This window comes from Pseudomonas sp. RIT778 (genome assembly GCF_019718735.1).
GTDB classification, from domain to species: domain Bacteria; phylum Pseudomonadota; class Gammaproteobacteria; order Pseudomonadales; family Pseudomonadaceae; genus Aquipseudomonas; species Aquipseudomonas aphyarum.
Genome location: NZ_JAIHBA010000045.1, coordinates 14,911 through 36,127, shown reverse-complemented (window position 1 = coordinate 36,127; position 21,217 = coordinate 14,911). Strand labels below are relative to the sequence as shown.

General features: G+C 60.1%; 12 protein-coding genes. 9 read left to right on the top strand and 3 right to left on the bottom strand.

Annotation, left to right across the window (positions count from 1 at the left end):
- Nucleotides 1–224: 224 nt before the first annotated feature.
- On the bottom strand, nt 225–1,475 hold the full coding sequence (locus tag K5E37_RS26440; protein WP_007951068.1) for a ribonucleotide-diphosphate reductase subunit beta: 1,251 nt from the start codon (nt 1,473–1,475) through the stop codon (nt 225–227).
- A 555-nt stretch (nt 1,476–2,030) separates the two neighbouring features.
- On the bottom strand, nt 2,031–2,291 hold the full coding sequence (locus K5E37_RS26435) for a DUF2790 domain-containing protein (RefSeq protein WP_011335542.1): 261 nt from the start codon (nt 2,289–2,291) through the stop codon (nt 2,031–2,033).
- Nucleotides 2,292–2,696: 405 nt separating this feature from the next.
- Between K5E37_RS26435 and acs the strand changes: the two genes are divergently transcribed.
- The 7 genes from acs to argR all read left to right on the top strand — a co-directional run bounded on the left by acs (nt 2,697) and on the right by argR (nt 10,613).
- Complete coding sequence (gene acs, locus K5E37_RS26430; RefSeq protein WP_007951065.1) at nt 2,697–4,652, top strand: acetate--CoA ligase; 1,956 nt, start codon at nt 2,697–2,699, stop codon at nt 4,650–4,652.
- A 717-nt stretch (nt 4,653–5,369) separates the two neighbouring features.
- A complete protein-coding gene (locus tag K5E37_RS26425) occupies nt 5,370–6,143 on the top strand; it encodes an ABC transporter substrate-binding protein (RefSeq protein ID WP_011335541.1) in 774 nt (257 codons plus the stop codon).
- Nucleotides 6,144–6,234: 91 nt separating this feature from the next.
- A complete protein-coding gene (locus K5E37_RS26420; RefSeq protein ID WP_007951063.1) occupies nt 6,235–6,924 on the top strand; it encodes an ABC transporter permease in 690 nt (229 codons plus the stop codon).
- A complete protein-coding gene (locus tag K5E37_RS26415) occupies nt 6,921–7,619 on the top strand; it encodes an ABC transporter permease (RefSeq protein WP_007951062.1) in 699 nt (232 codons plus the stop codon). Before K5E37_RS26420 ends, K5E37_RS26415 begins: the two co-directional genes overlap by 4 nt.
- Nucleotide 7,620: 1 nt before the next feature.
- On the top strand, nt 7,621–8,733 hold the full coding sequence (locus tag K5E37_RS26410) for a succinylglutamate desuccinylase/aspartoacylase family protein (RefSeq protein WP_221535553.1): 1,113 nt from the start codon (nt 7,621–7,623) through the stop codon (nt 8,731–8,733).
- Nucleotides 8,734–8,756: 23 nt separating this feature from the next.
- Entirely contained in the window at nt 8,757–9,521 is a 765-nt protein-coding gene (locus tag K5E37_RS26405; protein ID WP_003227281.1) for an ABC transporter ATP-binding protein, read from the top strand.
- Nucleotides 9,522–9,632: 111 nt separating this feature from the next.
- Entirely contained in the window at nt 9,633–10,613 is a 981-nt protein-coding gene (gene argR, locus K5E37_RS26400; RefSeq protein WP_221535552.1) for a transcriptional regulator ArgR, read from the top strand.
- 48 nt (nt 10,614–10,661) lie between these two features.
- Here argR and K5E37_RS26395 read toward each other — a convergent pair whose 3' ends face one another.
- Nucleotides 10,662–18,401, bottom strand: a complete 7,740-nt coding sequence (locus K5E37_RS26395; protein ID WP_221535551.1) for a dermonecrotic toxin domain-containing protein — start codon at nt 18,399–18,401, stop codon at nt 10,662–10,664.
- Between the two features lie 306 nt (nt 18,402–18,707).
- Between K5E37_RS26395 and K5E37_RS26390 the strand changes: the two genes are divergently transcribed.
- The gene (locus tag K5E37_RS26390) at nt 18,708–19,928 is read left to right on the top strand and encodes an aspartate aminotransferase family protein (protein ID WP_007951058.1); all 1,221 of its coding nucleotides are present in this window, start codon (nt 18,708–18,710) and stop codon (nt 19,926–19,928) included.
- A 223-nt stretch (nt 19,929–20,151) separates the two neighbouring features.
- Nucleotides 20,152–21,171 (top strand): arginine/ornithine succinyltransferase subunit alpha, encoded by a 1,020-nt coding sequence (aruF, locus tag K5E37_RS26385; protein ID WP_007951057.1) that lies wholly within the window; start codon nt 20,152–20,154, stop codon nt 21,169–21,171.
- The last annotated feature ends 46 nt before the right edge of the window (nt 21,172–21,217 follow it).

The window sequence follows — 21,217 nt, the reverse complement described above, 5'->3', positions numbered from 1 at the left end:
GCCCTTTGCAGCACTTTGCCATCAATGATGGAAAATGTGTATAGGGGTGGCAGGCTTAAGTAATCGATGCCATCGACCCAACCGTAAGGGTTAGGCTCTGCCTTTCCCTTGCGTCTAGATTAGACGGGTCGATTGCCTTTGGTTGATTTCGAACCAAAAAAAACCTGACTAGGTCAGGTTTTTTTGATTTCGATTCAAGCTTCAAATCGTGGCGAGCGAGACCATTAGTCCCAGCTAAGCGCACCACCAGTTTGGTATTCGATCACACGAGTCTCAAAGAAATTCTTCTCTTTCTTCAAGTCCATAATCTCGCTCATCCAAGGGAACGGGTTAGTCGTTCCTGGGTACTCTTCCTTCAAACCGATCTGCGACAGGCGACGGTTAGCGATGAACTTCAGGTAGTCCTCCATCATCGCCGCGTTCATACCCAACACACCGCGAGGCATGGTGTCGCGCGCGTATTCGATTTCCAGTTGAGTGCCCTGCAGGATCATTTGCGAGGCTTCTTCCTTCATTTCGGCATCCCACAGGTGTGGGTTTTCGATTTTGATCTGGTTGATCACGTCGATGCCGAAGTTCAGGTGCATGGATTCGTCGCGCAGGATGTACTGGAACTGCTCGGCGACGCCGGTCATTTTGTTGCGGCGGCCCATGGAGAGGATCTGGGTGAAGCCGCAGTAGAAGAAGATGCCTTCCAGAACGCAGTAGTAGGCGATCAGGTTGCGCAGCAGTTCTTTGTCGGTTTCGACGGTGCCGGTGTTGAATTCCGGGTCGGAGATGGCGCGGGTGTATTTCAGGCCCCAGGCGGCTTTTTTCGCGACCGACGGGATCTCGTGGTACATGTTGAAGATCTCGCCTTCATCCATGCCCAGCGATTCGATGCAGTACTGGTAGGCGTGGGTGTGGATCGCTTCTTCGAATGCCTGGCGCAGGATGTACTGGCGGCATTCCGGGTTGGTGATCAGGCGGTACACAGCCAGGGCCAGGTTGTTGGCCACCAGGGAGTCGGCGGTGGAGAAGAAGCCGAGGTTGCGCATCACGATGCGGCGCTCGTCGTCGGTCAGGCCTTCCGGGTTTTTCCAGAGGGCGATGTCGGCGGTCATGTTGACTTCTTGCGGCATCCAGTGGTTTGCGCAGCCGTCCAGGTATTTCTGCCAGGCCCAGTCGTACTTGAATGGCACGAGCTGGTTGAGGTCGGCGCGGCAGTTGATCATGCGCTTTTCGTCAACGGCGACACGGGCGGCGGAGCCTTCGAGTTCGGCGAGGCCTTCGGCGACGTCGAGGGAATCCAGTGCAGCCTTGGCGCGGGCCACGGCAGCCGAGTCTTCGGCGGTCACGGCGCGGGCTTCGAGGGCGGCGGCACCGCCGGCGCTGTCGAGGCGGTCCATGTTGGCTTCGCTAGCGTGGCCGGCGTTGGCGCCTTTCACTGCTGCTACTTCACTGTCTTCTTTGTCGAATTCGTCCCAGCTCAGCATGACGTGTCGTCTCCTGCGTGAGGGCCTGTGCCCGTGTGAAAACTGATTGGTTGGTTTTTCACACGGCCGTACAGGCCGCGTTGGATGTCGTTTTTTGCAGCGGTGCTACGCAGGCAATAAACAGAAAATTTTTACGGGTTTCCGAGAGCCTCTGACGGGCGCAGGTCAGCGTTGTCGCTGCTGCGGGGCTTCAGAATGGCTTTGATCCCTGTAAGGGAATATTGCTGACCCGATTGGGCGGCATTATAGGGAAAAAAACGCGGGCGTGGGGGAGGGCGAAACAGCGCAGGGCGGTCGAGCGCAGGGGGTGATTTCGATCGGAGCGAGGGTTTACAGGGCTTTCGCCGGGATTGGCCCCGGAGAAAATTTTTTCATTAATTTTTTGGCGTGTGATTGATTGCTCAAAAAACGAGCAAAAAACCGCGTTTTTCACTATATCTTGTGTTTTGCAACCATTTTGCGCCGCTTCAAACACAACTGAGCCCGACCGAAGCCGGGCTGGAATCGACCCTCGATGTTGCGCTGAGTGATCCGATTCGGTGCAGTCTCAACTCATCAATTGGTGCAGCCGTTGCCCATGATGCTGTAACGCAGGATGTGACGCTGACCCTTGGAGTCGTCGTATTCCATTTTTGCCGGAACAACTTCGCAGACATTCGGAACTTCGCTCATGGAAACAACTTTGGCGATGTCCAGGTGAGTGGAGTAAGTGTATTCCTCGATAGCCGGTTGTTGCTGTGCGACATCAGTCGGAACCTCGTCTGCCATGGCGGTTGCGCACAGACTGCTGAGGGCCAGAACCAATAAAGCTTTCATTTGAAATTTACCTTCTTGAGGTCGAGTGGGGTCACGCAACCTTTGTGGGGTTGCGTGTGGAACTTCATCGTTTTGCTTTGTTACTTCAGAACTGGATTAACGGCCTTCGTGGGGGCTGTAACCTTGTTAATCGCTTTGCCTTGTCGGCGAGGTGAATTTTAGGGAGGCGGGGCAGGGGTAAACAGACCCGGTTTTGATAAACACCTTTGGCAGATTTGGTAACAATCCCCCAAAAACCAAAATATCCCGGCCCGGGCCAATGCCTGAAAGGCCGTGGCCGACGGGGTTCGGGGCAATCGCCACATTTTGTAGGGGCTTGTTACTACCATCGTCGAATGGTTCTATACGGGCGCCCCGGCTACAACAGGGTCATACAAAAACAACTATTACACCGAGGTAGGAAAGATGAGTGCGGCTTCCCTGTATCCCGTTCGTCCCGAGGTTCTGGCCAATACGCTGACCGACGAGGCGACCTACAAAGCCATGTACCAACAGTCGGTCGTCAACCCTGACGGCTTCTGGCGCGAACAAGCCAAGCGCCTCGACTGGATCAAGCCTTTCACCACGGTGAAACAGACTTCGTTCGACGATCACCATGTCGACATCAAGTGGTTTGCCGACGGCACCCTGAACGTTTCCTACAACTGCCTCGACCGCCATCTGGCCGAGCGCGGCGATCAGGTCGCCATCATCTGGGAAGGCGACGATCCTTCCGAAAGCCGCAACATCACCTACCGCGAACTGCACGAGCAAGTGTGCAAACTCGCCAACGCCCTGCGTGGCCAGGACGTACACCGCGGCGACGTGGTGACCATTTATATGCCGATGATCCCCGAAGCCGTGGTCGCCATGCTGGCCTGTACCCGGATCGGCGCGATTCACTCGGTGGTGTTCGGCGGTTTCTCGCCGGAAGCCCTCGCCGGTCGCATCATCGACTGCCGCTCGAAAGTGGTGATCACCGCTGACGAAGGCATCCGTGCCGGCAAGAAGATTTCCCTCAAGGCCAACGTCGACGACGCCCTGACCAACCCGGAAACCAGCAGCATCCAGAAAGTCATCGTGTGCAAGCGCACCGGCGGCGACATCAAGTGGAACCAGCATCGCGACATCTGGTACGAAGACCTGATGAAAGTGGCGGGCACCGTCTGCGCGCCGAAAGAGATGGGCGCCGAAGAAGCGCTGTTCATCCTTTATACCTCCGGCTCCACCGGCAAGCCGAAGGGCGTGCAGCACACCACCGGCGGCTATCTGTTGTACGCGGCCATGACTCACGAGCGCGTGTTCGACTACCGTCCGGGCGAAATCTACTGGTGCACCGCCGACGTCGGCTGGGTCACCGGTCACTCCTACATTGTCTACGGCCCGCTGGCCAACGGCGCGACCACGCTGCTGTTCGAAGGCGTGCCGAACTATCCGGACATCACCCGGGTGGCGAAGATCGTCGACAAGCACAAGGTCAACATCCTCTACACCGCGCCGACCGCGATCCGCGCGATGATGGCCTCCGGCACCGCCGCTGTTGAAGGCGCGGACGGCAGCAGCCTGCGTCTGCTCGGTTCGGTCGGCGAGCCGATCAACCCGGAAGCCTGGGACTGGTACTACAAGAACGTCGGCAAGTCCCGTTGCCCGATCGTCGACACCTGGTGGCAGACCGAAACCGGCGGCAACATGATGAGCCCGCTGCCGGGCGCCCATGCGCTGAAACCGGGTTCGGCCGCGCGTCCGTTCTTCGGTGTGGTGCCGGCGCTGGTGGACAACCTCGGCAACATCATCGAGGGCGAGGCCGAAGGCAATCTGGTGATTCTCGACTCGTGGCCAGGTCAGGCACGGACCCTGTATGGCGACCACGACCGTTTTGTCGACACCTACTTCAAGACCTTCCGTGGTATGTACTTCACCGGTGACGGCGCCCGTCGCGATGCCGATGGTTACTACTGGATCACCGGTCGCGTGGACGACGTGCTCAACGTGTCCGGCCACCGCATGGGGACTGCCGAGATCGAAAGCGCGATGGTCGCTCACCCGAAAGTCGCCGAAGCGGCGGTGGTCGGTGTGCCGCACGACATCAAGGGGCAGGGCATCTATGTCTACGTCACCCTGAAGAACGGCGAAGAGCCGAGCGAGCAATTGCGTCTGGAACTGAAGAACTGGGTGCGCAAGGAGATCGGGCCGATCGCTTCGCCGGACGTGATCCAGTGGGCGCCGGGGCTGCCGAAGACCCGTTCGGGCAAGATCATGCGCCGCATCCTGCGCAAGATCGCGACCGCCGAGTATGAAGGCCTGGGCGACATCTCCACCCTGGCCGATCCGGGAGTGGTGCAGCATCTGATCGATACGCACAAGACCATGAACGTCGCGTAAGCGGCGGGTCTGAGGTGCAGAAAGCCCTGTCCGGTTTCGCCGGGTGGGGCTTTTTTGTGTCTGATGTTTTTGTAGCGTCGGGGTGGGCCTCTTCGCGAGCAAGCCCGCTCCCACATTGGGATTGTGTTTGGCGCGGATCAAGTGTGGGAGCGGGCTTGCTCGCGAAGACGGCCTGTCATTCTCCGCAGTGTTCCGCTGTCTTACCTCATCGGCATCCAGCCAATAATTATCGGTTTCACTTGTCAGAACATTCCCACTGTTACCCGTTCGCCTTCAAGTAACTGAATGTGTAACCGCCTGCTCCGCAACGGGGCATCCGGAAACGCATTGCCCCGTTTTCGGGCCTCAAAACCCCCGGTGAAAAATAAGACACAACCCCGCGCTTGCCGGATTAGAAGGGTTTGCGAATAATAGGCCCGCAATTTGCAGCATAGATCGGTTCACTGCCTTTCGCTCTTGCATGAAATTGCAGGGCTGTCAATGTGCTCAAGCGGGTTTCTCGGTGCATCTGTAATTAGTTGTCGCATTGAAGAAATATCGGCTTCGGGCCTGTCGTTAGAATGCCGATCACTCGCTCGTCGTGGCTCGTGTTGAAATCGCTGACGGTTTCAATGGGAAATTTCCCACGGATGCAGCACCGCTTTTCTGTTTCACCCATTCGCATATTGGGCTGTCGCTCACTCTGCCGTTTTTGCCCTTTACCGATGGAGTCCCAAGATGAAGAAACTTGTGCTGCTTGGCGCCCTGGCACTGTCCGTGCTGTCCCTGCCGACATTCGCCGATGAAAAGCCTCTGAAAATCGGTATCGAAGCGGCTTACCCTCCATTCGCCTCCAAAGCGCCGGACGGCAGCATCGTCGGTTTCGACTACGACATCGGCAACGCGCTGTGCGAAGAAATGAAGGTCAAGTGCCAGTGGGTCGAGCAAGAGTTCGACGGTCTGATCCCGGCACTGAAAGTGCGCAAGATCGACGCGATCCTGTCGTCCATGTCGATCACTGACGACCGCAAGAAGTCCGTGGACTTCACCAACAAGTACTACAACACCCCGGCCCGCCTCGTGATGAAGGAAGGCACTCAGGTCAGCGAAGGTCTGGCTGAGCTGAAAGGCAAGAACATCGGCGTGCAGCGTGGTTCGATCCACGAGCGTTTCGCCCGCGAAGTCCTGGCCCCGCTGGGTGCCGAGATCAAGCCGTATGGCTCGCAGAACGAAATCTACCTCGACGTGGCCGCCGGCCGCCTCGACGGCACCGTGGCGGACGCTACGCTGTTGAATGACGGCTTCCTGAAAACCGACGCCGGCAAAGGCTTCGCGTTCGTGGGCCCGGCGTTCACCGACGTCAAATACTTCGGCGACGGCGTAGGCATCGCGGTACGCAAGGGCGACGCCCTGAAAGACAAGATCAATACCGCCATCGCGGCCATCCGCGAGAACGGCAAGTACAAGGCAATCCAGGACAAGTACTTCGACTTCGACATTTACGGCAAGTAAAGACGTCGCTCGACCCGTCCGAAATGGCGCAAGCAACAGGATCTCTGCGGTTTGCGCCATTTTTTCATCCCAACTTTCGAGGACCTGAATCATGTTGAAAGGCTACGGGGCTGTCATCCTCGATGGCGCTTGGCTGACGCTTCAGCTCGCCTTGTCGTCCATGGCCCTGGCCATCGTTCTCGGGCTGATCGGCGTCGCGTTGCGCCTGTCGCCGGTGCGCTGGCTGGCGTGGCTGGGCGATCTGTATTCCACGGTGATTCGCGGTATTCCCGACCTTGTGCTGATTCTGCTGATCTTCTACGGCGGTCAGGACTTGCTCAACCGCGTCGCACCGATGCTCGGCTATGACGACTACATCGACCTGAATCCGCTGGCCGCCGGTATCGGCACCCTCGGCTTCATCTTCGGTGCGTACCTGTCGGAAACCTTCCGCGGCGCGTTCATGGCGATCCCCAAAGGTCAGGCCGAAGCCGGCATGGCGTACGGCATGAGCAGCTTCCAGGTGTTCTTCCGCGTGCTGGTGCCGCAGATGATCCGTCTGGCGATCCCGGGCTTCACCAACAACTGGCTGGTGTTGACCAAGGCCACCGCGCTGATTTCCGTGGTCGGTCTGCAAGACATGATGTTCAAGGCCAAGCAGGCGGCCGACGCCACCCGCGAGCCTTTCACCTTCTTCCTCGCAGTGGCGGCGATGTACCTGGTGATCACCAGTGTCTCGTTGCTGGCGCTGCGTCACCTTGAGAAGCGCTACTCGGTAGGCGTAAGGGCGGCTGATCTATGATCTTCGACTACAACGTCATTTGGGAGGCCCTGCCGCTGTACCTCGGCGGTCTGGTCACCACCCTCAAGTTGCTCGCGCTGTCGCTGTTCTTCGGTCTGCTCGCGGCCCTGCCGCTGGGGCTGATGCGTGTGTCCAAGAACGCCGTGGTCAACGGCGCAGCCTGGCTCTACACCTACGTGATTCGCGGTACGCCGATGCTGGTTCAGCTGTTCCTGATCTACTACGGTCTGGCCCAGTTCGAAGCCGTGCGTGAAAGCTTCCTCTGGCCGTGGCTGTCCAGCGCAACGTTCTGTGCGTGCCTGGCGTTCGCGATCAACACCAGCGCCTACACCGCCGAAATCATCGCCGGCAGCCTGAAGGCCACGCCGAACGGCGAGATCGAAGCAGCCAAGGCCATGGGCATGTCGCGCTTCAAGATGTACAAGCGCATCCTGCTGCCATCGGCCCTGCGCCGGGCGCTGCCGCAGTACAGCAACGAAGTGATCATGATGCTGCAGACCACCAGTCTGGCGTCCATTGTGACCCTGATCGACATCACCGGCGCGGCCCGTACTGTCAACGCGCAGTTCTACCTGCCGTTCGAGGCGTACATCACCGCCGGCGTGTTCTACCTGTGCCTGACCTTCATTCTGGTGCGCCTGTTCAAGCTGGCCGAGCGTCGCTGGCTGAGCTACCTGGCCCCGAGGAAGCACTGATATGGAACGCATCGACCACGTTCTGCCGTGGAGCCACCTGGGCAGCGAGCGCCGGATTTCGGTCTTTCGCTTCGGTAGCGGTGAGCGCAAGGCCTACATCCAGGCCAGCCTCCACGCTGACGAATTGCCCGGCATGCGCACTGCCTGGGAACTGAAAAAACGCCTCGGCGAACTCGAAGCCAAGGGCCTGCTCAACGGCGTCATCGAACTGGTGCCCGTGGCCAACCCGCTGGGTCTTGGCCAGTTGCTGCAAGGCAACCATCAGGGTCGTTTCGAGGCCGGCAGCGGCAAGAATTTCAACCGTGATTTCGTCGAGCTCAGCGCCCCCGTGGCCGCCAGGCTGGAAGGACAACTCGGTGATGATCCGCGCGCCAACATCCGCCTGATCCGTCAGGCAATGGCCGATCACCTGGCCGCATTGCCCGAGGCCAGCAGCCAGTTGCAAGGCATGCAGCGCATCCTGCTGCAACATGCCGCCACCGCCGATGTGGTGCTGGATTTGCATTGCGACTGCGAAGCCGCGCTGCACATGTACGCCTTGCCGCAACACTGGCCGCAGTGGCGTTCGCTCGCCGCGCACCTGGATGTGAAGGTCGGCCTGCTGGCGGAAGATTCCGGCGGCAGTTCGTTCGACGAGGCTTGCTCGTTGCCGTGGCTGCGTCTGTCGCGCCTGTTCCCGGACGCGCAGATTCCACTGGCGTGCCTGGCGACCACCGTCGAACTCGGCGGTCAGGCTGACACCACGCCGGCGCAGGCCGAAGCCTGGGCCGAAGGCATTCTGGCGTTCCTGGCCGAGCAGGGCCTGATCCGTGGCGAGTGGCCGAGCGCGGCACACGAGCCGTGCGAAGGCATGCCGTTCGAGGGCACTGAATTGCTCCTGCCGCCGCATCCCGGCGTGGTGAGTTTTCTGCGCAAGCCCGGCGAGTGGGTTGAAGCCGGTGACAAGATTTTCGAAGTGATCGATCCGCTGTCGGATCGGGTCAGCACGGTGTGTGCTGGTACGTCCGGGGTGCTGTTTGCCATTGAGCGGCTGCGTTACGCCCAACCCGGTTTCTGGCTGGCCAAAGTGGCGGGGCGCGATGCGCTGCGCGACGGCCCTTTGCTCAACGACTGACTGTTTTTGTGAGAACCGACCGCATGTACAAACTTGAAGTCCAAGACCTGCATAAACGCTATGGCAGTCACGAAGTGCTCAAGGGCGTTTCCCTGAAAGCGGCCGCCGGCGATGTGATCAGCATCATCGGCTCCAGTGGCTCCGGCAAAAGTACTTTCCTGCGCTGCATCAACCTGCTCGAGCAGCCGCACGCGGGCAAGATCCTGCTCAACAACGAAGAGTTGAAGCTGGTAGCGAACAAGGACGGCGCGCTGAAAGCCGCTGATCCGAAACAGCTGCAACGCATGCGTTCGCGCCTGTCGATGGTGTTCCAGCACTTCAACCTGTGGTCGCACATGACCGCGCTGGAAAACATCATGGAAGCGCCGGTTCACGTGCTGGGCGTGTCCAAGGCCGAAGCCCGCGAGAAAGCCGAGCACTACCTGAACAAGGTCGGCGTGGCCCATCGTAAGGACGCTTTCCCGGGGCACATGTCCGGTGGCGAACAGCAGCGTGTGGCAATCGCTCGTGCGCTGGCGATGGAACCGGAAGTGATGCTGTTCGACGAGCCGACTTCGGCCCTCGATCCGGAACTGGTCGGCGACGTGCTGAAAGTCATGCAGGCCCTCGCTCAGGAAGGCCGGACCATGGTGGTGGTGACCCACGAAATGGGCTTCGCCCGTGAAGTGTCGAACCAGCTGGTGTTCCTGCACAAAGGCGTCGTCGAAGAAAGCGGCAACCCGCGTGAAGTGCTGGTCAATCCGCAATCGGAACGTTTGCAACAATTCCTCTCGGGCAGCCTCAAGTAATCGCTCCCGTTATGCACCAAATTAGGTCATGCTGCGCAGCGCGCCAGATGGTCTAATTTGGTTGCAGCCGATTTCGGTTTTTCCCTCTGTTTACGTTTCGGATCGCCCGCCATGACTGCCCATCGAATTGGTTTCCTGATTTGGCCCAGCACTAAAGCTCTGACTTTGGCGCTGGCGGAGGAGGCCTTGCGTGTTGCCCAGCGTGTGCATCCGGACGTGGTTTACGAGTTGTCGTTCCTGCAGGCCGAAGCACCGACCGAAGGTGAATGGCAACTGCCGGGCGAACCCTGGGCCGGCAAGCTCGAAAACTTTCAGAAACTGTTCCTGCTCGCTGATGAGCCACCGACGGTTTTGGCGCCGGCGCTCAGCAGCGCGCTCAAGCAACTGGTGCGCGCCGGTTGTGTGATCGGCGGTCTGTCGGCCGGTGTGTATCCGTTGGCGCAACTCGGTCTGCTCGACGGCTACCGCGCGGCGGTGCACTGGCGCTGGCAGGACGATTTCGCCGAACGCTTCCCGAAAGTCATCGCCACCAGTCATTTGTTCGATTGGGATCGCGATCGCCTGACGGCGTGCGGCGGCATGTCGGTACTCGATTTGCTGCTGGCGGTGCTGGCCCGTGATCACGGTGCGGAACTGGCCGGTGCGGTCTCCGAAGAACTGGTGGTCGAGCGCATCCGCGAGGGCGGCGAGCGTCAGCGGATTCCGTTGCAGAACCGTCTTGGCTCCAGCCATCCGAAGCTCACCCAGGCGGTGCTGCTGATGGAAGCCAACATCGAAGAGCCGCTGACCACCGACGAAATCGCCCAGCATGTGTGCGTGTCCCGTCGCCAGCTGGAGCGGATCTTCAAGCAATACCTCAACCGCGTGCCGAGCCAGTACTACCTGGAACTGCGCCTGAACAAGGCCCGGCAGATGTTGATGCAGACCAGCAAGTCGATCATCCAGATCGGCCTGTCGTGCGGTTTCTCCTCGGGGCCGCATTTCTCCAGCGCCTACCGCAACTTCTTCGGCGCCACGCCGCGGGAAGACCGCAACCAGCGGCGCAGCAGCAGTCCGTTCGAACTGTCGTCGGTGCCGCCCGAGCGCGGTTGATCCCTCGCCAGTCACGCCATGGCATTGGCTGCCATGGCGCTGCACCCGTCAGTCTTCGATTTCCAGATCAGGCCTCATTTCCGGCGGGCGCGGCATGCCGTCGATGCCGTTGACGTTCAGGTTGTTGCCCGTTTCCTGATAGTAGGCCCGGACGCGTGCCAGGCTTTGCGGCGACAGGGGGTTGTTGCGCAAGTCGTAGCGGTCGCCGACTGACGCGGGCACATCCATGATTTCTTCCGGCACGTCCGTGATCGCATTGCCGGACAGGTCGATCTCGTTCCAGTGCAGGTTTTCCAGCGTCCCTTTGGGGATTTCGGTGATCCCGGTATCGCTCAGGTCGAGGTCGGTCAGGCTGTGCAGGTTGCTGATGTCGGGCGTCAGGCCCAGCGGGTTGTCGCGCAGGTTGAGCACTTCGAGTTTGTCCATGCCCGCCAGTGCTGCTACCGATTCTGGCGTCAGGCTGATTTCGCAGTCCGGCAGGCTCAGCGCCGTCAGTTGACTCATGGTGAAAATGTCCTTGGGAATATCGCCCAGATTGCATTCGCGAATAGCCAGGCTGTCCAGCCCGGGAAAGGCTTCAAGGAAGCGTCCAAGCCGTGACGAGTGGCCGTCACCCACCAGGAACAGGTCCGGCACATAGGGGAACCGGGCGCCGAGTGTAGGCAGTTCGCCGAGGAAGCTCACAGTGTGGCTGAACCCGTAGCTGTCGAGACTTGAATCCTCCATCGGAATCTTGCGCCAGCAGGTCAGCAGCGCTTCGGCGAACTGTGAGCGCAGTTGCTCCTGTCGCAGGCGCGCGGTTTCGGGCAGTGGTTGGCCGTTGAGTGGATTCACGGGGATGTCGCCGCTCCACTGCGCGAGGCTGCGGGTGAGATCGCTCAGCGCCATTTCCCGCCGAGCCACTTCGTTGCGACCGTCGGCCAATGTCCCGCTCAGGCGATAGATAAAAGTGCTGGCCTGCTCATTGTCCATCGCGGGATATAGCGTCTGTACCCTTGCCCGATCTGCCTCATCGGCAAGCACGCCGAGATCACCGCCGGTGCGCCGGAAGTAGTCCTTGACCCGCTCGCGTATCGCGGGGCTCAGGGGGTTGTTGCCGAAGTCGTAGCCATTGCCGATATCCGCCGGCAAGTTGAAGATTTCCTCGGGAATTTCGCTGATGCGATTGTTGTTGAGGATGACGATTTCCAGCTCCGGATGGTTGATGACGCCGTCGGGAACTTCGCTGATGGCAGTGCCGGCCAGGTCGAGAAAGTCCAGTGCCGGCAGGGTGCGGATGTCTGGCGCCAGTCCCAGAGGATTGTTGTATAGGTCGAGCTTCTTCAGGCGTGTGAGGGTGGCGAGAATGGTGCGCCCTTGCGTATCCAGCACCACCGCGCAATTGCTCAGCACCAGATTTTCCAGGGTGGGCATGCGTTTGAGCGAGGCCGGCATTTGCTGCAAACCGAGATCGCGCAGCTCCAGGGTTTTCAGCCCTGTAAACGCGCCGAAGAAATCATCGCCGGCGCGCAGTTGGGCGTTACCCGTAATGGACAAGGTGGTGACGTGGCTGAAGTCAGCGTCCAGTGCTGGCAGCTCACCCATGAAAGGGAGGTTGAGCACCAGCCGGTCTGACCGCATTTCGGGCTGGGCGGTCGAGCGTGCACGCCAGAATGCTTGCAGATCCCGGCGGCATTGATCACGGCCGGAGCGTTCGACGACGTTGTCTTCTTCAGTGAGCGGGGTGCCGGTTGACGGATGTCGCTCGGGAATCTCCCCGACCCAGCGGCTGAGCGTGGTCTCCAGCTGTTGCCATTCCGATTCCCAGTGGCCGATTTGAAGTCGACCGTGATCGAGTGTTCCCGGTAACAGATACAACAGGCGGCTCGCTTGCTCGGCATCCAGTTCTGGAAACAGGGCGAGCACGCGCCTGATATCGGTCTGTGGCATCGATACGCCGAAATTCTGTCGGGTGCGCTGGTAACTGGACTTGATCCGTTCGCGAGTGGCGAGGGACAGCGGGTTTTCCCCGAGAATGAATTGATTGGGCGAGAGCACGGGCAGGTCGAACAGGCTGTCAGGCAATTCGCTGATCCGGTTGTACTCGAAGTTGGCCATGATCAGAGTCGGATGTTCGACCAGGCCTTCGGGCAGGTGAGTGATACCGGTGTCGATCAAGCGCACGTGAGTCAGTGCCGGCAATGCCTGCAAATCCGGTGCGGCGCCCAACGGGTTGTGGCTCAGGTTGAGCATCTGCAACCGGGTCATGGAGGACAGGCGGGACGGGGTTGGCGGTGTCAGGGTCAGCTCGCAGTACTCAAGTACCAGACGCTCCAGCAACGGCATGCGTTCGCAGGCTTCGGGCAGTTGCTCCAGTTTGAACTCGTGAAGTTCCAGATGGCGAAGACCGGTGAAGGACGATAGGAAAGCGTCGACGCCGCTCAGGGTCGGATTGCCATCGAGGGTCAGTTCGGCGATGTGGCTGAAGTCTGCCGACAGCGCGGGTAGCTCGCCAATGAAGGGCAGCTCCGCGATCAGGACGTTGCCTCGTTCTGTGGGCTTTTCGGCAAACCGGAAGCGCCATAGTTCTTCGATCCGCTGAGCGAACAATCGCCTGTTCGTTTGCGTCACAAAGATTTGTCGTGGATTGAGCAATAGCCCCGTGGTCGGATGAACACTGGGCCCGGCAACAGCCCATTGCGCGAGGTCGGCATTCAGCTGACGGATTTCGGCCTGCCAGTGCCGCAGTTGGCTGCGGCCGAGTTCGAGCGAGCCCGGCAAACTGTAGAACACGTCGCTGGCGTCCTGTGTGTCGAGGTCGGGAAACAGCTGCTGGGTGGTTTCGATATCCGCCGCGTCGGCGAGTACGGCGAAGTCCTGGCCGGTTTCGCGGCAGTACTGCTTGATCCGCTCGCGAGTGCCGGCGCTCAGCGGATTGTTTGAAAGGTCGTAGCTGTCACCGGCCTGGGCCGATAGCTCAAACAGGGCTTCGGGCAACTCGGTGATCTGGTTCTCGCTGAGGATGGCGGTCTTGATTTTCGGGTGGTCGAGGAGGCCGGGCGGGACTTCCAACAAGCCTGTACGTGACAGATCAAGGTAGGTCAGGGTGATCAGGGTTTGCAGGTCGGGCACCAGATTCAGCGGATTGCCCGGCAGTTCCAGTGATTCGAGTCTGGGCATCGCGGCCAGTGCTGTCAGTGATTCGGCAGTGAAGCTCACGCCGCAATTATCCAGCACCAATACCTCCAGCATCGGCAGGCTATTGAGCGTCCGGGTCAGTTGATCCAGTTCGCCGTTACGCAGAATCAAGCGCTTCAGCCGAGAGAAACTGCGCAGGAACGGCGCGTCACCGCGCAGGCCTTTGTTGCCGTTGAGGGTCAGTGCGGTGATGTGGCTGAAGTCGGCGCTCAGCTCCGGCAGGTCACCGATGAACGTGGCATCGGCCGTGAAGACATCGGCCCTGGCGTGCGGATGGATTTTCGAGCGGTGACGCCACAGGCGCAGCAACTTGCCGGCGAAAGTCTCGCGTGCGTCCTGCTCCGTGAAGCGCTCGTTGGCCTCAAGCATTGCGCCACTTACCGGGTGGCGGTCGGGGGTATCCCGTGCCCAAACGTTCAGGTCCGCGTTCAATGTGGCCAGCTCGGTTTCCCACGCGGTCAGTTGCAAGCGACCCTGGATCAGTGAACCGGGCAAGCGATAAATCAGGTTGCTGGCCTGGCCTTCGTCGATATCCGGAAAAAGCGCCCTGGTGCGGGTGATATCGGCTTGTTCGGCGCGCACACCGAAATTGACGCCGGTGCCTGTGAAATAGGTCTTCACTTGCTCGCGTGTGACAGCGGAGAGTGGATTGCCGGAGAAGTCGTATCCGGCGCCGGCGACGGGCGAGAACTCGAACAGCGCTGGCGGCAGCGTGCTGATCCGGTTGTCGGTCAGCCAGGCGCTTCTGATCTGCGGATGGTCGATCAAACCGGGTGGGGTTTCGGAAATCCCGGTGCGGGACAGGTTGAGGTAGGTCAGCGATGGCATGAAGGTCACGTCAAAGCTCGTCCCCAGCGGATTGTCCTTGAGATCCAGCTCAACCAGCTCGTCGAGTGACGTCAGCAGCGCCTGGTTTTCCGGGGTCAGAACGATTCCACATTGACGCAGGCGCAATTGGCGCAGGGTCGGCATGGTCGAGAGGCCTTGCGGCAGGTTGTGCAGGTCGAAGTGCTGTAGATCCAGACGGGTCAGTCGAGGGAAGCGACCAATAAAGTTCTCGATGTCCGCCGATGTTCCACTGCCGCAGAGCTCCAGGCTGACGACGTGACTGAAGTCTGCCGTCAGCTCCGGCAGATCGCCCAGCAACGGTTCGATAAAACGCATGCGGTAGCCAAAGCGCTGCGGGGTTTCCCGACGCCAGCAACTGAGCAGGGTTCGGGAGAAAAGCTGTCGATCGCGTGCGGCCGCTGCTCGCCGGGCTAGAGACAGTTCCTGGCCGGTTACAGGATCGACCAGCACGTCTCTCAGTCGCCACTGATCAAGGTCGATCTCCAGACGTGCGTATTCGAGGCGCAGGCGCGACAGCTCGGCAATCGGGTTCTCCAGATGGCTTTGCAGATGCTGCACCATCGCCCGCTGCCCATCCTCGGTGATGCCGGGAAAAACATCGCGCACCCGCGCTTCCAGAGTGGGCGGAGAATCGTCGGGTGACACATTGCGTGAATAACCTTCAGCGCCCAGCAGTCGCAAGGTGTCGACCTCACTGGCGTGAGCGCTTTCGACTGCCAGAGTGAGGCGCAGATTGGCCCGAGGCAGGGGATTGTCGCGAATCAGTTGCCGGAGTTTTGGTCCTTCGCCGATCTGCAGGTTCAGGGCCTGGCGCTGGGCATCAGGCAAGGCTTGCAGCACGCTGGTGTAGAAATCTGTCGGGCCGTGCAACTCCAGTCCGGTCTGATCAAACGGCTGCCACGTGCCATCGGCCCGGCGTACCAGAATTTTCTCGATGGCCGCACCCACGGGGCCGGTGGTGTCGATTCTGTTCCCTGTAAACGACTGGTCGCGGACTTCCAGACTCACAGCATCTGACCAACCCGACACTAGCGGCAGGCTGTGCAGTGCCAGGGTTTCGGAATCCGGGTTGCGCACCGAATCGATTTCCAGTCCTTCATAGGCGCGGGTGATGCGCAGTTCGTGCAGGGCGGTTTCGCAAAGCTGCTGCTGACGCTCTGGAATTTGCCCCTCGCCCAGTTGCAGCAGCTCGGTGCCGGTGGCGGTGTGAATGAGTTCTTCGATGATTCGGGCAGGCAGCTCTGGTGCGTATCTGGCTACCTGTTGTTCGAGAGGGACACTGCGCGGCTGGCGTGACGCATAACGTTGTTCGAACAGGGCTGGTCGCTGTTGTCCGGCAATTTGCGCGAGCCGGGTTCGGAGTTGGCGAGTGCGTACATCGAGGGCGATCTTTTGCCCGAAGTCTTCATTGAGCAGGATGTTGATTTCGCCCTCGTCGAGGGTCAGCAACAGGGTCTTGAGCAAGTCGCCGTCTACCAGTCGATCAGCGTGAATCTCGGTCAGCGTGAGCTGCGCATCGCCGGAGGATTGCCAGACTGTTTTGCCCCCGGCATCGATCAGGCGCAGACGCCGGGAGTCCGGCCACAAGTCCTGTTCGTGGAGTAACTGAAGCTGGATCAGCGGATCGGCCTTTCGATAAGTCGCTGGATCGTCGCTGCTCATCTGCTCGATGAACGTCTGCAAATCCTGGTCGATCCTGAAACGCTCGAGGGTGTCGGCCAGCAGCGGCGGTATGCGCTCCTGATTCACGTGCATTTTGCGCAAACCGTCTTCGGTGTAACCGCTGACTTTCAGAATGCGTTCGCGCTGCGTCGGGGTAAACGACTCCACGCTGTGACCGATTCGATGCAACGTAGTGGTGCTGTCCCACTGCAGCGGGTTTTCCAGCTCGGTGTGAAACGCCCCCTTGCCGTTATGCCGCACGACGGGTTCATAGGCGTCGGTGCGTGCAGGGTGTTCGATGCGCCACTTACCGGGTATTTCGTGATCGCTGACGACGTAATGTGCCTGATCCAGCGGTAGCAGTTTTTTACCCTCGTGCCGGTGCAGGCCCTGCGTGTCGGGTGTGGAATCTGCCGCTGGCACGGTGTCGCGGGCGTAGTTTTGCAGATCCGGCTTCCAGTACAGGGTTTTGCCGTTGCGCAGTTTCACCGGCTGGAAGCGGTCCATGAACGCCACGACTTCGGCCGGCAACACCTTGGGTAGCTCGGCCATGGCAATGCCGGTGCCACCGCCGAAAGCGCCGAGCTGGATCAGTGATTCGAGCGCAGCAAAGAAATGCTCGCAGGCTTCGGTTGTCTGGCCTTCAGCCCATTCGATGACCGATTCGAAAACCTCGTCGAGCAGTTGGTAAGTGATGTACGCCATCATCATTTCGCCCAGAAACGGGATGAACGGCAGGACGACGAACGCGGCGGTTTCCAGGACCGACGCCGCGACACTGACAAACGAATCCCAGCGTTTCCAGCGTGCGTTGCGATCGACCATGGCAGTGGGAACTGCGATCACTGCGGCATCGTTGAGAATCTTGTTCAACTTGCCTTGGTAAAGGTGTTCCAAAAATTGGCCGACGACGGGCGTGACTGCCAATTGCAGGTCAGGCTTTTCGATGGGGGTGTCGCGCCAGGGCGGCAATTGGCTGTCGGCCTGTGGTGGGTGCCATTTGGTTTCGCTCAGTCGTTGTTTGAGCTGGCCGAAAAAATGTCCACGCTGTTTGTGAGCGACGAAGCGGCTGAAGAATCGTTGGTACTCCGTATCGCGCAATTGCCGGGTCAGTTCCTTGGCAAGGTCTGCGGTGGAGCGGTATTCCTTTACCGGATGTTCAGGGTCATCCGGAAAGTAAGCCACCACCGTGACTGCGGTTTTTGCGCGTTCGAGGTCTGGTGCAAATATCACGACTCCGGTCAGAGCGACCGACATCATCGTCAAGTCGTGGCAGCGCATTGGCTGACCGTTCATCAATACGGTAGACGCACCATCCAGCAATCGTTCAATCGAATGCCGATTCGCATGTCCGATATCGCCCTGCATGCGCGCCATCTTCAGCGCCGCGCGCAATGCGGTTTTTTGCGCTGTATTGACTCTGTGCCGCAGGACCGCAGCCGCTACCGGGCTGGAGATGGCGAGATTTTCTTCGAGATAAACCTTGTAGCGAGCGCCGATATCCAGCTCCCGGCAAAGATGGGAGAAAGCCGGGATACCGGGTTTTGCGTTCAGCGGTACCAGCGTTTCGAATTGCCCTGTCGCCGACGGCCGGGTGATGAACGAGGAGCCGCCGGTGTAGGCATCTGCTTCTGTTTCGCCAGCCTCGAAGTTATGCAGGGCTGCATCCAGCAGTGACACCGTCCACGTCCGGGTGCCGGTGGTGATGCCTGCTGCCTTCACCGGGATGTACAACTGCAGAAAGGTGTCGTTGACGTTCAGATCCAGGTCGAAACGCGATTTCAGCGCCTCGGTCAGAATCGGCTCGGCGAAGCTGCTGGCGTTCTGTACCCGTTCGAGCATCTGATCGACGGCATTCTGCGCGGTCATGTGCCGCGTTATGGCGCTTCTAAGCGCTTGATGTTCATCTGCGGGTGCTGACCTGATCGGATCGGGGAGGGCGCGATGGCTGTTCTTCAAGGCCGTGCGCCGGGCGGGCGACGCCTTGCCCAGCCATTCGGGGATCGCGTTCACCAGCGGTTCATAGTGCGAAGCGGGGTTTTGCGCGGTCGCACCGGGCGTGGGCGAACTGGCGGGCGATTGCCCGGTGGTGGATGGCATCGTTGGCGTCCTTGAGCGTCGAAAAAGAGCTCAAGCAGAGCAAAATGCATCCCGTGTCAGGTGGTACATATGTATGACAGGCCAGCCCTTCGCAATTGATAGGCTCGCAGGACTGCTGAAATGGCTGGCGGCAGTTTAAACTGCGCCTTTGCGACGCTATATGTCGCATTGCCGTAAACCCGGGAAAATCCGGGGTTTGCGCTATAAGAAGTTGTCGCTTGGCGACAAGGCCGGGCTGAAAACTGTCCTTACAATCCCCCCATCGCTCGCCAGTTTCAGGCGGGTGGCCCTCATCAGGAGACTCCGATGTCCGTTGAGCACGCTGCGGTACAACGCGCCGATTTCGACCAGGTTATGGTTCCCAACTACGCGCCTGCCGCTTTCATTCCTGTGCGTGGCGCCGGTTCCCGCGTCTGGGACCAGTCCGGCCGCGAGCTGATCGACTTCGCCGGCGGCATCGCCGTCAACGTATTGGGCCATGCGCATCCGGCGCTGGTCGGTGCCTTGACCGAGCAAGCGAACAAGCTGTGGCACGTGTCCAACGTGTTCACCAACGAGCCGGCCCTGCGCCTGGCGCACAAGCTGATCGACGCCACCTTTGCCGAGCGCGTGTTCTTCTGCAACTCCGGCGCCGAAGCCAACGAGGCCGCCTTCAAGCTGGCCCGTCGTGTCGCGTTCGACCGTTTCGGCACCGAGAAGTACGAAATCATCGCCGCGCTCAACAGCTTCCACGGCCGTACTCTGTTCACCGTGAACGTCGGTGGCCAGTCGAAGTACTCCGACGGTTTCGGCCCGAAAATCACCGGCATCACCCACGTGCCGTACAACGATCTGGCGGCACTAAAAGCCGCTGTTTCCGACAAGACCTGCGCGGTTGTTCTGGAGCCGATTCAGGGCGAGGGCGGCGTGCTGCCGGCCGAGCTGGCTTACCTGCAAGGTGCCCGTGAACTGTGCGACGCGAACAACGCGCTGCTGGTGTTCGACGAAGTGCAGACCGGCATGGGCCGCACCGGCAACCTGTTCGCCTACCAGCATTTCGGTGTGGTTCCGGACATCCTGACCAGCGCCAAGAGCCTGGGCGGCGGTTTCCCGATCGCCGCGATGCTGACCACCGAAGCGCTGGCCAAACATCTGGTCGTCGGCACGCACGGCACCACTTACGGCGGCAACCCGCTGGCGTGCGCCGTGGCTGAAGCGGTGATCGACGTGATCAACACCCCTGAGGTGCTGAACGGCGTCAACGCCAAGCACGACAAGTTCAAGACTCGCCTGCAACAGATCGGCGAGAAGTACGGCCTGTTCACCCAGGTGCGTGGTCTCGGTCTGCTGATCGGTTGCGTGCTGAGCGATGCCTGGAAAGGCAAGGCCAAGGACATCTTCAACGCCGCTGAACAAGAAGGCCTGATGATTCTGCAAGCTGGCCCGGACGTGATCCGTTTCGCCCCGAGCCTGGTGGTTGAAGACGCGGACATCGACGCCGGTCTGGATCGCTTCGAACGTGCTGCGGCGAAACTGACTCAAGCCTGATAGACCCTTCGGCACCTGACTTGATCAGGCGCCGAACCCAATTTTGATGCCGGGCAAAATCAAATGTGGGAGCGGGCTTGCTCGCGAAGAGGGAGTGGCAGTCGCCATCTACGCTGACTGATACACCGCCTTCGCGAGCAAGCCCGCTCCCACACTGATCTCTGTTTATGCAGTCAGTGCCTGGTTTTTTTTCTGTGAATTTATAAGAGAAAGGAGTGACACCATGCTGGTGATGCGCCCTGCGCAAATGGCTGATCTGGGCGAGGTACAGCGTCTGGCTGCGGACAGCCCGATTGGTGTCACTTCCTTGCCGGATGACGTTGAACGCCTGAGCGACAAGATCGCTGCGAGCGAAGCCTCGTTTGCTGCCGAAGTGAGCTTCAACGGTGAAGAAAGTTACTTCTTCGTCCTCGAAGACACCGCCACCGGCAAACTGGTGGGCTGCTCGGCAATCGTCGCGTCGGCCGGTTATTCCGAGCCGTTCTACAGCTTTCGCAACGAGACCTTCGTGCACGCCTCCCGCGAGCTGAAGATCCACAACAAGATCCACGTGCTCTCGCAATGCCACGACCTGACCGGCAACAGCTTGCTGACCAGTTTCTACGTGCAGCGCGAGCTGGTGGGTTCGCCGTGGTCTGAGCTCAACTCCCGTGGCCGTCTGCTGTTCGTCGCCAGCCACCCGGAGCGGTTCGCCGATTCGGTGGTGACCGAGATCGTCGGTTACAGCGACGAGAACGGCGACTCGCCATTCTGGGACGCCATCGGTCGCAACTTCTTCGACCTGAACTACGCCGAGGCCGAGCGTCTGTGTGGCCTGAAAAGCCGTACATTCCTCGCCGAGCTGATGCCGCATTACCCGATCTACGTGCCGCTGCTGCCGGACTCCGCTCAGGAAGCGATGGGCCAGGTGCACCCGCGTGCGCAGATCACCTTCGACATCCTGATGCGCGAAGGCTTCGAGACCGATCACTACATCGACATCTTCGACGGTGGCCCGACCCTACATGCGCGCGTTTCGGGGATCCGTTCGATCGCCCAGAGCCGCGTGGTGCCGGTGAAGATCGGCGAGCCGGTCAAAGGTGCCGGTCGCCAGTATCTGGTGGCCAATGCCCAGTTGCAGGATTACCGCGCGGTATTGCTTGAACTGGATTACGCGCCGGGCAAACCGGTGACCCTGGATCTGGAAGCGGCCGAAGCCCTGGGCGTCGGTGAAGGTGCCAGCGTGCGCCTGGTGGCGGTTTAACGCCTTAGCGAGTTTCACGGGTGGCCACGGCGGCCCGTTTGAGGAG

Excerpts from the sequence above, each read along its gene's own strand:
- K5E37_RS26440 (WP_007951068.1), bottom strand. The coding sequence starts at position 1,475 with ATGCTGAGCTGGGACGAATTCGACAAAGAAGACAGTGAAGTAGCAGCA.
- K5E37_RS26435 (WP_011335542.1), bottom strand. The coding sequence starts at position 2,291 with ATGAAAGCTTTATTGGTTCTGGCCCTCAGCAGTCTGTGCGCAACCGCC.
- acs (WP_007951065.1), top strand. The coding sequence starts at position 2,697 with ATGAGTGCGGCTTCCCTGTATCCCGTTCGTCCCGAGGTTCTGGCCAAT.
- K5E37_RS26425 (WP_011335541.1), top strand. The coding sequence starts at position 5,370 with ATGAAGAAACTTGTGCTGCTTGGCGCCCTGGCACTGTCCGTGCTGTCC.
- K5E37_RS26420 (WP_007951063.1), top strand. The coding sequence starts at position 6,235 with ATGTTGAAAGGCTACGGGGCTGTCATCCTCGATGGCGCTTGGCTGACG.
- K5E37_RS26415 (WP_007951062.1), top strand. The coding sequence starts at position 6,921 with ATGATCTTCGACTACAACGTCATTTGGGAGGCCCTGCCGCTGTACCTC.
- K5E37_RS26410 (WP_221535553.1), top strand. The coding sequence starts at position 7,621 with ATGGAACGCATCGACCACGTTCTGCCGTGGAGCCACCTGGGCAGCGAG.
- K5E37_RS26405 (WP_003227281.1), top strand. The coding sequence starts at position 8,757 with ATGTACAAACTTGAAGTCCAAGACCTGCATAAACGCTATGGCAGTCAC.
- argR (WP_221535552.1), top strand. The coding sequence starts at position 9,633 with ATGACTGCCCATCGAATTGGTTTCCTGATTTGGCCCAGCACTAAAGCT.
- K5E37_RS26395 (WP_221535551.1), bottom strand. The coding sequence starts at position 18,401 with ATGCCATCCACCACCGGGCAATCGCCCGCCAGTTCGCCCACGCCCGGT.
- K5E37_RS26390 (WP_007951058.1), top strand. The coding sequence starts at position 18,708 with ATGTCCGTTGAGCACGCTGCGGTACAACGCGCCGATTTCGACCAGGTT.
- aruF (WP_007951057.1), top strand. The coding sequence starts at position 20,152 with ATGCTGGTGATGCGCCCTGCGCAAATGGCTGATCTGGGCGAGGTACAG.